We start from the raw sequence: 11,195 nt of genomic DNA, 5'->3' as shown, positions 1-11,195 counted from the left end.
ACTGGTGACCAGTGCCCCGGGTGTTGAGCCGGTGACCTCAGTATCGGGTCTTGATTTCACCAAACTGCTGGTGGCGACGGATGCCGATGGTGACAGTGTTGAGCTGACGGGCGCGGGCCGGTTTGTCGTGACGGTGGTTGACGATATTCCGACTATCCTGGCTACCTCCAATCTGGTGTATGTCAATGCCGCCAACAGCACCACTGGCGGTACCGGCATCTTTGAATACCGGATTGGGGCTGACTCACGGGCGAGCTATTCGATCAGCAACTCAGATTTTTCGTCGATCCTGTTGGCGGGAACAGTTGGTGTCGGCAGCATTAGCAACTCTTCGGTTACGTGGGCTGCTGAGAGTGATAGTCAAGCTGTCTTCAATGTGTTCTTCAAATATGATGCGGATCCGATATCGGACACTAATGCGTTGAGTAATGCCAGTGGAACGCTGACCTTCGACAAGGTGGCCGGTACTTATACGCTCAAGTTGAGTGCGCCTCTTGAGGGTTACAGTTTCCTAAAGACCAGCGAGACCCAGTCCAAGCAAAGCTTCAATATTGTCGGCAGTGCCGACTCTCAACCGGAAATTGTGGTTTCCAAGCTGGCGGATAACTTCTATGTGCGCTTTACCGCCTCTGAAGAGGTAGGCGGTAACGATAAGGTCGATCTGAGCACTACCAATGGTGATGGCATGCTGACGGAGAATGAGACCTTCACTGCCAGTCAAACGTGGGTGAGTATCTCCGGTGACCAGAATGGTGTAGCCGGCGATACTTTGCAGGCGGGTGAAGTTCTGAATATGGACTTCTATACCACCAGTCCCGGAGGCGACCCCAGTCCGGGGGCGGGCGACGCCAAGGCCAGTGTGATGTATCTCAAGCTGGGGCAGCTCGGTTCGACTGAGGATATGGTCGTTCTGCTCAAACTGATCAATCCGCTGACCAATGCGACCACGACACGTGTCGTGGTGGTAGGGGCCGATGACATTTATCGCTCCGGTGAAATCAACCCCTACGGCATCACTTTCACTGATGGCAGTGACGGCGTAGTGATCATTGAGGCCAACGACTATAAGGCCGCAGGTGAGAATTACCTGATCTACGGTGCGCAGTTGTTGGTTTCGACCGAAGGGGTAAATGGTTCCGGTATCAATCTGAACCGGGCTACCGGGGTGCTGGGTGGTTCGTCGCTGGTTAATCTGATTGCCTTCGCGGCCGACTCTGGCAATACAACTACTCAAACCGCTGATAGTGATGTGATCAAGGTAGTGGATATCGGCCTGCTTAGTCCGCAGACCAGTACGCTCGACGCCAACCTGGAGTTCGGCTTTAGTCTAATCGACGCCGATGGTGATGCCACCGGTAGTCAGCAGCTGGTCGTGGACATTGTCAGCAGCGGTAGCCTGATTGGTGATGCGTCCGATCAGGTGCTTCAAGCCACAGCTGGCAATGACCTTATAGATGGCAACGGTGGTGTCGATACCGCCAGCTACCTGCATGCAGCCGGTGGTGTCACCGTGAGCCTGGCACTCGCCGCCGCTCAGGTCACTGGGGGCTCTGGAAGTGACACTCTGAGCGATATAGAGAATCTGATGGGTTCCAACTATGCCGATAGCCTCACTGGGAATAGTCAGGACAACATCCTCTGGGGGGGGGCTGGTGATGACATCCTCATTGGCGGCCTGGGTAATGACAGGCTGATTGGTGGCCTCGACAACGACACCTATCTATGGAAGGACGGAACGACCGGGACAGATACGATCCAGGGCTTTGTCCATAACTTCAATGGCAATGTTAATGGTGATCGTCTGGACCTCTCCGATCTGCTCAGTGGTGAGAATCAGGTTGGAGGTATCGGCAACCTGCTGAACTTCATCGACATCACTACGGCTGATCTGGGAGGCGGCTGGGCGCTGGATACAGTGATCAAGGTCAGCACCACCGCGGCAGCTGATCCGGCGACCTCGACTGAGCAGACCATCGTGCTGCAGGACGTGAACCTCTACACCAGTTACTCCACTGGCAGCGAGAGCAGCGTGATCCTTGGCATGCTTGGTGATGGCACCCTCAAGGTCGATGTGGCCTAGCACTTAGGCCATACCCGAGCCCACTGCGGAGGTGGTGGGTTCGCTTGGCCGCATGACACAACTTATATGATCAGCCCATTACCTTTACCCGTAGCGGGCCTTCTCATGTATGCCTCTAGGATTGAACTTAAGTAGGGTTTAGTGCTTGGCCTGCAAATTTTGTAAATACCCCACCACATCCGGCGCACCCGCCAGGCGCAGGCCTTCGCCGAGTGCGGTGGCTTCTCTGGAGTGCTTGGGCAGCAGGAGAAACTCTGGGAAGCCAGGCCCGCGTTGCAGTGACAGGCGGGCGTAGGGCAGGCCGTTATCCAGCAGCAAGGCCATAAAGGCAGGGTCGCTCCAGGCTGCATTTGGCAGGGCCAGTACGTGATAGTGCTGCTGTAGCTGGCTGAGTCCTTGCTCGTTAAGGTGGTAGTGATTGAGCTCGGCGGGCAGGGTTATTTCCAGTTCACGCCGGCGGGCATAGGCAATGGCACAGGCAAAGGCTTCATTGTGATGTTCGCCAGCCCAGAATATCCGTTCGCCGTGCCAGCTGGCTTTACGCAGGCTGATGCATTCCCCAGCGAGGAAGCGCGGTAGCGCCAGGCTAATGGTTTTGACGAAGTCTTTGTAGCTGATGATGCGTACGTGGCGACAGGTTTCGCTTGCGGAGAAATCTTCAAAGCTTGAGTAGCGCGCCTGCTCTGCTGTACAGCCTGATAGGCCGTCGATCATGCGTAAATCAACTGAGGCCAGTTGCTGCTCTTGCAGCTCGATGATGCGAATCAACATCGCATGGGCCTGCGCTTTGTCTTCCTGGACTGGGCCTGAGAGTGCGCTGCGTGGCAGGTCTATCAGGCGGTATAGCTGAGGGCCGTCTTGCCAGCAGATGCTTTCACGCAGTTGCGGCAGAGGGCTGAAGGGCAGGCGAAGCTGGCTGGCGCGCTCGAGTATCTGGCGTTGCCCACGACCGATAAGGCCTAGCCGTTGCGCCAGGGCGCCGAGGCGTGAGCTGAGGGTGGACGGCTGCTCAGACAGACTCATGGCCAGGTACAAACTCCAAAATTACCATTGCCAGTTTGGCAGAGCCCAAGCGGCCCTGCACAGGCCTTATCGGCCATAGCGACAGGTTTTTTATGACCTACCATCCCTGACAGCCACTCTTCGGGTCGTTGCTGCGCGACGTTAAAAATGGCTCCCAGCCATTTTTTCCCGGGCAGGCGCGCGGCGTATGGCAAGATTGCTGCTATCAGTTGCAAAGGTGCCTCCATGCCCAGTTTGGTATTTGATATTGCGTTATCGGCCGAGCGCTTGCGTGTGGTCTATCAAGGGCGTGCCAACCGGATATTAGTGCAAAGTCGCGATGGACGGCGTGTCAGTGTGCCGGCCCACCATTTTCGGCCATTTCTGACCCATGACGGTGTCTATGGTTCCTTTGAGCTCGAGTTCAGCGCTGCCGGTGAGTTACTCAGCCTGCGCCGCTTGGGTTGATAGCACCGTGCGCCTCGCCTATCAGGCGTGCAGACGGCTATAATCGCGGCCTTTGTAACTTTATCGAGCTAAGCCTGCCCATGTATACCCTGGCCCGCGAGCTGCTGTTCAAACTTTCCCCCGAAGCTTCCCATGAATTGTCCATCGACTTGATCGGTGCCGGCGGTCGTCTGGGGCTTAACAGTTTACTGACCAAGAGCCCGGCCGCGCTGCCGGTCAAGGTCATGGGGCTGGAGTTTTCCAACCCGGTTGGCTTGGCTGCCGGCTTGGACAAGAACGGCGATGCTATTGATGGTTTTGCTCAGCTGGGCTTCGGCTTTGTGGAAATCGGTACCGTGACGCCGCGCCCGCAGCCGGGTAACCCCAAGCCGCGGCTGTTCCGTCTGCCTGAGGCCGAGGCGATCATCAACCGCATGGGCTTTAACAACCACGGCGTTGATCACCTGCTGGCTCGCGTGCAGGCGGCCAAATACAAGGGCGTGCTGGGTATCAATATCGGCAAGAACTTCGATACCCCGGTTGAGAACGCAGTGGACGACTATCTGCTGTGTCTGGACAAGGTCTATCAACACGCCAGCTATGTCACCGTTAACGTCAGTTCGCCCAACACTCCGGGGCTACGCAGCCTGCAGTTTGGTGACTCGCTCAAGCAACTGCTCGAAGCCCTGCGCAAGCGTCAGGAAGATCTGGCCGCACAGTATGGCAAGCGTGTGCCGCTGGCGATCAAGATCGCGCCGGACATGACTGATGCAGAAACCATCGAAGTGGCCAATGCGCTGGTTGAAGCGGGCATGGATGCGGTGATCGCCACCAACACCTCCCTGGGCCGTGAAGGGGTGCATGGTCTGGAGTGTGCCGATGAGGCCGGCGGGCTGTCCGGGGCGCCGGTGCGTGAGAAGAGCACGCATATCGTTCAGGTGCTGGCCGGTGAGTTGCAAGGCCGTTTGCCGATCATTGCAGTAGGCGGCATTACCGAGGGCAAGCATGCGGCTGAGAAGATCGCCGCAGGTGCCAGCCTGGTGCAGATTTATTCTGGTTTTATCTACAAGGGTCCGGCATTGATTCGTGAAGCGGTCGATGCAATTGCAGCGCTGCCGCAAAAGCCTCACGCCTAAAACCAGGAGGCAGTTAAAAAATGGCCTGGAGCCATTTTTAACGTCGCGCGGCGACGGCTCAAAGGGTGGTCGCGATGGATGGCAGGCCATAAAAAGGGCTCCCTAAAGGAGCCCCTGGGCTTGCGCCCGCCGCTCGGATGGAGCGCGCATGGTGAGTCGGTAGGTTCCTGAATCAGCCGACAGCGTGAAGTTCGTTGAGTCGATGGATGCCCGCGGTGCCGGTCATGCCGTCCCAGTTGTCACCGCGGCCTTCGCGCCAGCCGTTTAACCAGGCTTGGCGGACAGAGGGGAGGGTGAATGGACAGAGTTCGCGGGATTTGCCACTGATGCCGTATTGATAACCGCGCAAAAAAGCTCTTTCTAATGGATCACGCTTAAGTCTTCTCATAGGGTGAAGCCCTCAATGTTGACTGTTATGTCCCTTAGACCTTCTAGCAAGGTCAGGCAGAAACGTTCTGCCTACGGAGTCCGCTGCCGGCGTCGCGAGCCTCCTTGCCAGCACCGTTGCAGTGCTGGCCTAGGTAGATTTCTAACCAATGCGCGGGTGCCTGTGAATGACCGTTTCGTCATAAGACCGTAACCTTTTTGAGGGTCAGGCCATAAGGCGTTGCGGCAAGGGATCGGAGTTTGCTCTGTAGCGCCTATGCTGTGGGCGTATGCGCATGCTGTGCTGGTGTTTTGCTATCGCGAATAAATTGCGATTGAAACTGTTGTTTATCCCGACGAAGGGTCGCGCGACGATGCTTTGTCACTTATTTTGGCCGTGCTGATTTGTCTGCGCGCCGTTGATTGCCTTAGGTACTGGAAACTCCCATGTCGGATCGTTACGAACTCTTCCTCACTTGCCCCAAGGGCCTTGAAGGCCTGCTGCTCGAAGAAGCCAGCGCTCTCGGCCTTGAAGATGCGCGTGAGCACACCTCGGCCATTCGTGGCATGGCCGACATGGAAACCGCCTACCGCCTGTGCCTGTGGTCGCGCCTGGCCAACCGCGTGCTGTTGGTGCTCAAGCGCTACAGTGTGCAGGACGCGCAGAGCCTCTACGAAGGCGTGCTGGAGGTTGACTGGTTCGAGCATCTGGAGTCCACCGGCAGCCTGGCCGTGGAGTTCAGCGGTAATGGCTCGGGCATCGACAACACCCATTTCGGCGCGTTGAAGGTCAAGGATGCCATCGTCGACAAGCTGCGCCTGAAAGACGGTACGCGGCCTTCGGTGGACAAGCTCAACCCGGATCTGCGTGTGCACCTGCGCCTGGACCGTGGCGAGGCGATTCTCTCCCTCGACCTATCCGGCCATAGCCTGCATCAGCGCGGCTATCGCCTGCAGCAGGGCGCGGCACCGCTGAAGGAAAACCTCGCCGCTGCGGTATTGATCCGTGCCGGCTGGCCGCGGATTGCCGCCGAGGGTGGCGCGCTGGCCGACCCGATGTGCGGCGTCGGCACTTTCCTGGTCGAGGCGGCGATGATTGCCGCCGACATCGCGCCGAATATGACCCGTGAGCAATGGGGCTTCAGCAAATGGCTGGGCCACGTGCCGGCCCTGTGGAAGAAAGTGCATGCCGAGGCCGAGCAGCGCGCCGCAGCAGGTATGGCCAAACCGCCGCTGTGGATTCGCGGTTATGAAGCCGACCCACGGCTGATTCAGCCGGCACGCAATAACATCGAACGCGCGGGCATGAGCGATTGGATCAAGGTCTATCAGGGCGAAGTGGCGACCTTCGAGCCGCGTCCGGACCAGAACCAGAAAGGTCTGGTGATCTGTAACCCGCCTTACGGCGAGCGCCTGGGTGATGAAGCCAGTTTGTTGTACCTCTACCAGAACCTCGGCGAGCGTCTGCGTCAGGCTTGCATGGGCTGGGAGGCGGCGGTATTTACCGGCGCGCCGGATCTGGGCAAACGCATGGGCATCCGTAGCCACAAGCAGTACGCCTTCTGGAACGGCGCGCTGCCATGCAAGCTGCTGCTGATCAAGGTGCAGCCCGAGCAGTTCGTTACCGGCGAGCGCCGCACGCCTGAGCAGCGTGAACGCGAGCGCGAGCAGGCCGAGGCCGATAAGGCACCGCTGGAGCCGCTGGAGCGTCAGTACAACAAGAACGGCAACCCAATCAAACCGGCTCCTGCACCTGCTCCGGTAGTCGAGTTGGCGCGTCTGAGCGAAGGCGGGCAGATGTTTGCCAACCGTCTGCAGAAGAACCTCAAGCAGTTGGGCAAGTGGGCGCGCAAGGAAGGCGTTGAGTGCTACCGCCTGTACGACGCGGATATGCCGGAATACTCCATGGCGGTGGATGTGTATGGCGATTGGGTGCATGTGCAGGAATACGCCGCACCCAAGTCCATTGACCCGGAGAAAGCCAAGGCGCGCATGTTTGACGCCATCGCCGCGATTCCGCAGGCGCTCGGCGTCGACAAGAACAAGGTGGTGATCAAGCGCCGTGAGCGCCAGAGCGGTACCAAGCAGTACCAGCGGCAGGCCACCCAAGGGCAGTTTATGGAAGTCAGCGAGGGCGGCGTGAAGCTGCTGGTCAACCTCACCGATTACCTCGATACCGGCCTGTTCCTCGACCATCGCCCGCTGCGTCTGCGTATCCAGAAAGAGGCGGCCGGCAAGCGCTTTCTCAACCTGTTCTGCTACACCGCCACGGCCACCGTGCATGCGGCCAAGGGCGGTGCGCGCAGCACCACCAGTGTCGACCTGTCGAAAACCTACCTGGACTGGGCGCGGCGCAACCTGTCACTCAACGGCTACTCGGACAAGAACCGTCTGGAACAGGGCGATGTGATGGCCTGGCTGGCCGAAGATCGTGGCGAGTACGAGCTGATCTTTATCGACCCGCCAACCTTCTCCAACTCCAAACGCATGGAAGGCATCTTCGACATCCAGCGTGACCATGTGCAACTGCTTGACCTGGCCATGGCCCGTCTGACCAAGGACGGCGTGCTGTATTTCTCCAACAACTTCCGCAAGTTTGAGCTTGATGAGAGTCTGGCGGCGCGTTATCAGGTTGAAGACATCAGCGCATCGACCCTCGATCCGGACTTTGCCCGCAACCCGAAAATCCACCGTGCCTGGCGGATCAGTCTGCGCGGCTGATGCTTGCGCGCCTGTGAGCAGGCGCGCGTTCTCAGCCTTTGTTGCGGATCAGCGCGCGCAAGGCGAAACGATTCGGATGGCAGGCCTGCGCCACATCCGCAGGCACCGGCAGCGGCTCGTGGTTAAGCCAGGCGGCGATCAGCTCGCCTGACAGCGGCGCGGTGATCAACCCGCGTGAGCCATGGCCGCTGTTGATATACAGGCCAGCCAGCCAGGGGCAGGGCGTTTGCGGTACCTGGCGGGCATCCTTGCTCAGCACCGCATAGGCCTCGGCAAAAGCAGCGGTGTCGGCTAGTGGGCCGACTATTGGCAGGTAGTCCGGGCTGGTACAGCGAAACGCGGCGCGGCCTTGCAGGTGCTCAGGGTCGAGTGCTGCGGCATTCAGCTGCTTGGCCAGCTCAGGCGAGATTTCTTCCAATAGTCGCAGGTTGCTCGCGTGATCGGCGCTGTTCGGCGTCAAGTCGTCACTGTTGAAGTCGAAGCTCGCGCCCAGGGTATGTTCATCCAGGCGCGCCGGGGCGACATAACCTTCGGCGCATACCACGGTGCTTAATGCACGGCTGGCTGCTGTGGCCGGTAGGCGACTGATCTGTCCGCGGATACGTTTAAGCGGCAAGTGCGCGGCCTGACTAAACCCTTTGATCTCGGCGGCACTGGCCAGTACCACCACGCTGGCGCTGGCCAGCAGTCGTGCGCCATTCCAGGCTTGCCAGCCATCACCGTCACGGCGTAGCTGCAGCGCCTCCTGATGCAGTTGCAGGCTGACATTGGGATGTTGACTGAGTAGGGCGCACAGCGCTGGCGGGTGCACCCAGCCGGCTTCGGGGTAGAGCAGGCCGCCCGACTGCAGGGCAATACCGGCTTTTTTTTCCGCTGCAGCCTGATCCAACGTCCGCAGCAGGTCGCAGGGGAACGCCGCCGCAAGCTGCGCCTGGCGCTGCGTTTCCTTGGCGTCGAAGGCCAGTTGTAACACGCCGCAATTGTCCCAGTCCGTGCCCTTATGCAGCTGTTCCAATAGCCGGCGGGTATGGCCGTAACCGCTGGCGATCAGCCGCGACAAGCTGGTGTGGTGGGCCGAAAGCTTGAGGTAGAGCACGCCCTGTGGATTACCCGAGGCTTCCTGGGCGATGGCATGATGGCGCTCCAGTAAGGTGACCTGCCAGCCACGTTGGGCCAGGCTGGCGGCGGTGGCGCAGCCGGCCAGGCCGGCACCGATCACCAGCGCGGTGCGGGCACCAGCAGGTTGAGGCGGTCGAGTAAACCAGGGCTTTTCTGCCGCTGTCTGCTCGCCAATAAAGCTGCCCTTGAGCACTTCCCATTTTTTCCCCAGGCCCGGCACGCGCTTCATCTTGAAGCCGGCATCGTTCAGCCGGCGGCGCACATAGCCGGTGCTGGTAAAGGTGCCCAGAGTGGTGCTGGCGTGGGACAGCCGGGCCAGCTCGGAGAACAGCTCGGGCGTCCACATATCCGGGTTTTTCGCCGGAGCGAAGCCATCGAGAAACCAGGTGTCGACCTTGGCATCCAGCTGGCCGAGCAGCTCCAGCGCATCGCCGATCAGCAGGGTGAGGACTATCCGTCCACCGGCAAATACCAGGCGCTGAAAGCCCGGGTGCAGTGCCACGTACTGCGCCAGCAGCTGTTCGGCATAGGGTGCAAGCTCCGGCCATAGCGCCAGTGCTCGTTGCAAATCGCCTTTGCTCAGCGGGTACTTTTCCACGCTAACAAAGTGCAGACGGGCATCCGCTAAGGCGTGTTGCTCGAACAGCTGCCAGGCGCAGAGGAAATTCAGCCCGGTGCCGAAGCCGGTCTCGCCGATGACCAGCTGCTGATCGGCCGTCAGCGTGGCGAAGCGTTCCGGCAGTTGGTTGTTGGCGAGAAACACGTAACGGGTTTCGGCCAGCGCGTTCTCGTTGGAGAAGTACACATCGGCGAACTGGCTGGACAGCGGTTGGCCCTGCTCATCCCACTCAAGGCGGGCTTGTTGGTGTGGCGCGTCAGGGGCGGGCGGCATGCTCGGCTCGGTCACGGGTAGTCGATCGCGACGATGTACCAGGTCTTCTCGCCCGTCGGGGTTTGCACCCGCACTTCGGCGTCCAGGCTTTTGCCGATCAGGGCGCGGGCCAGGGGCGAGTCGATGCTGATCAGATTGTTTTTCAGGTCCAGCTCATCCGGGCCGATGATACGGTAGCGCGATTCAGCGCCGTCCTCATCTTCCAGGGTGACCCAGGCGCCGAAGTAGACTTTGTCCGGATCGCTGGGGCGGGCGCTGACCACCTTGAGGTTTTCCAGGCGCTTGGTCAGAAAACGTACGCGGCTGTCGATCTCGCGCAGCATCTTCTTGCCGTAGGTGTATTCGGCATTCTCCGAGCGGTCGCCCTGGGCGGCGGCTTCACTGACCGCCTGGGTGACCTGGGGGCGGCGTACATGCCACAGCTCATGCAGCTCGGCGCGCATGCGGGCCTCGCCCTCGGGGGTGATCAAGGGGGTGCCGGCGGAGCGGGGTGGGCGGTAGCGACTCATAGTTCAGCTTGTTGGAGGTGGTGCGCGAGTCTATCAGCCCTCGCGCAGCACCGTCAGCGGACTGATATTCAAGGCGCGGCGGGTGCCGAGAACCCCAGCCGTGCCCACCAGCAGCGCACCGATCAAAGGCAGCAACAACAGCCAGGGATGCGGCTGCCAGGTGAGGTCGAAGGCAAAACGGTAGAGCAGGAAGCTGATCAGCTCACAGCCCAAGGCCGCCAGCAGCCCGCTGGAAGCGCCAAGTAGGCCGAACTCGGCGCGGCGCGCCTTGATCAACAGCTTGCGCTCAGCCCCCAGGGCGCGCAGCAGGGCGCCCTGGCGGATGCGCTCATCCAAGGTGGCTTGCAGCCCGGCGAACAGCACGGCAAGGCCAGCGGCCAGGACGAACAGCAGGACGAACTCAATGGCCAGGGTGACCTGGGCAAGGATGCTGCGCAGCTGCGCCAGCAGCGCTTCGACCTGCAACAAGGTTACGGCGGGAAAGGCGCGCGACAGGTCGACCAGTTGTTTTTCGTACTGCGGCGGCAGGTAGAAGCTGGTCAGGTAGGTGACCGGCAGGTCCTGCAGGGTGCCGGGCTGGAAGATCATGTAGAAGTTGGGCTGGAAGTTGTTCCAATCGACTTCACGCAGGCTGCTGACCACCGCGTCGCGGTTGAGGCCGCCGACACTGAAGCTCAGGCGGTCGCCGAGTTTCAGTTGCAGGCTTTCGGCCAGCTCGGACTCCACCGATACGCCCGGTAACTCGCTGGTGTTGGCGTCCGTCCACCAGCTACCGGCGATCAGGGTGTTATCTGCCGGCAAATCGGCGGCCCAGGTCAGGCTCAGGTCACGGCGAATCGCGCGCTCACCCTGGGATTCCTTGCTGACGATCTGCCGTACCGGCGCGCCATTGATCATCACCAAACGCCCGGGTACCACCGGGA

Annotated in this window: 9 protein-coding genes; 4 read left to right on the top strand and 5 right to left on the bottom strand. The window is 60.2% G+C overall.

Going from position 1 to position 11,195, the window contains the following annotated elements; translation table 11 throughout:
• Positions 1 to 2,080, top strand: a 2,080-nt coding sequence (locus WA145_RS17445) for a calcium-binding protein (RefSeq protein ID WP_422582779.1), incomplete at its 5' end; no start/stop codon positions are given.
• 138 nt (positions 2,081 to 2,218) lie between these two features.
• Here WA145_RS17445 and WA145_RS17440 read toward each other — a convergent pair.
• Positions 2,219 to 3,103: a DUF6685 family protein gene (locus WA145_RS17440; protein WP_422582778.1), complete on the bottom strand. Its 885-nt coding sequence runs from the start codon at positions 3,101 to 3,103 to the stop codon at positions 2,219 to 2,221.
• 225 nt (positions 3,104 to 3,328) lie between these two features.
• On the opposite strand from WA145_RS17440, the gene WA145_RS17435 reads away from it, so the two are divergent.
• Together WA145_RS17435 and WA145_RS17430 are read left to right on the top strand one after the other, a co-directional pair.
• On the top strand, positions 3,329 to 3,550 hold the full coding sequence (locus WA145_RS17435) for a DUF2835 domain-containing protein (RefSeq protein WP_422582777.1): 222 nt from the start codon (positions 3,329 to 3,331) through the stop codon (positions 3,548 to 3,550).
• 80 nt (positions 3,551 to 3,630) lie between these two features.
• Positions 3,631 to 4,665 carry a quinone-dependent dihydroorotate dehydrogenase gene (locus WA145_RS17430; RefSeq protein ID WP_422582776.1) on the top strand — a complete coding sequence of 345 codons (1,035 nt, stop codon included), beginning with the start codon at positions 3,631 to 3,633 and terminating at the stop codon, positions 4,663 to 4,665.
• Positions 4,666 to 4,837: 172 nt separating this feature from the next.
• Here WA145_RS17430 and rmf read toward each other — a convergent pair whose 3' ends face one another.
• On the bottom strand, positions 4,838 to 5,053 hold the full coding sequence (rmf, locus tag WA145_RS17425; protein WP_090255928.1) for a ribosome modulation factor: 216 nt from the start codon (positions 5,051 to 5,053) through the stop codon (positions 4,838 to 4,840).
• 425 nt (positions 5,054 to 5,478) lie between these two features.
• Between rmf and rlmKL the strand changes: the two genes are divergently transcribed.
• Positions 5,479 to 7,752 (top strand): bifunctional 23S rRNA (guanine(2069)-N(7))-methyltransferase RlmK/23S rRNA (guanine(2445)-N(2))-methyltransferase RlmL, encoded by a 2,274-nt coding sequence (rlmKL, locus tag WA145_RS17420; RefSeq protein ID WP_422582775.1) that lies wholly within the window; start codon positions 5,479 to 5,481, stop codon positions 7,750 to 7,752.
• A gap of 31 nt (positions 7,753 to 7,783) precedes the next feature.
• Here the strand turns inward: rlmKL and mnmC are convergent, their stop codons facing one another.
• From mnmC to WA145_RS17405, 3 genes are all read right to left on the bottom strand, one after another.
• A complete protein-coding gene (gene mnmC, locus WA145_RS17415; protein ID WP_422582774.1) occupies positions 7,784 to 9,763 on the bottom strand; it encodes a bifunctional tRNA (5-methylaminomethyl-2-thiouridine)(34)-methyltransferase MnmD/FAD-dependent 5-carboxymethylaminomethyl-2-thiouridine(34) oxidoreductase MnmC in 1,980 nt (659 codons plus the stop codon).
• An 11-nt stretch (positions 9,764 to 9,774) separates the two neighbouring features.
• Positions 9,775 to 10,272 (bottom strand): transcription elongation factor GreB, encoded by a 498-nt coding sequence (gene greB / locus WA145_RS17410; RefSeq protein ID WP_422582773.1) that lies wholly within the window; start codon positions 10,270 to 10,272, stop codon positions 9,775 to 9,777.
• A 33-nt stretch (positions 10,273 to 10,305) separates the two neighbouring features.
• A partial coding sequence (locus WA145_RS17405) for an ABC transporter permease (protein ID WP_422582772.1) occupies positions 10,306 to 11,195 on the bottom strand: 890 nt, incomplete at its 5' end.

The sequence above is a fragment of the Pseudomonas sp. genome (genome assembly GCF_049301935.1).
Classification (GTDB): domain Bacteria; phylum Pseudomonadota; class Gammaproteobacteria; order Pseudomonadales; family Pseudomonadaceae; genus Aquipseudomonas.
This window is presented reverse-complemented; position numbering and strand designations above follow the sequence as displayed.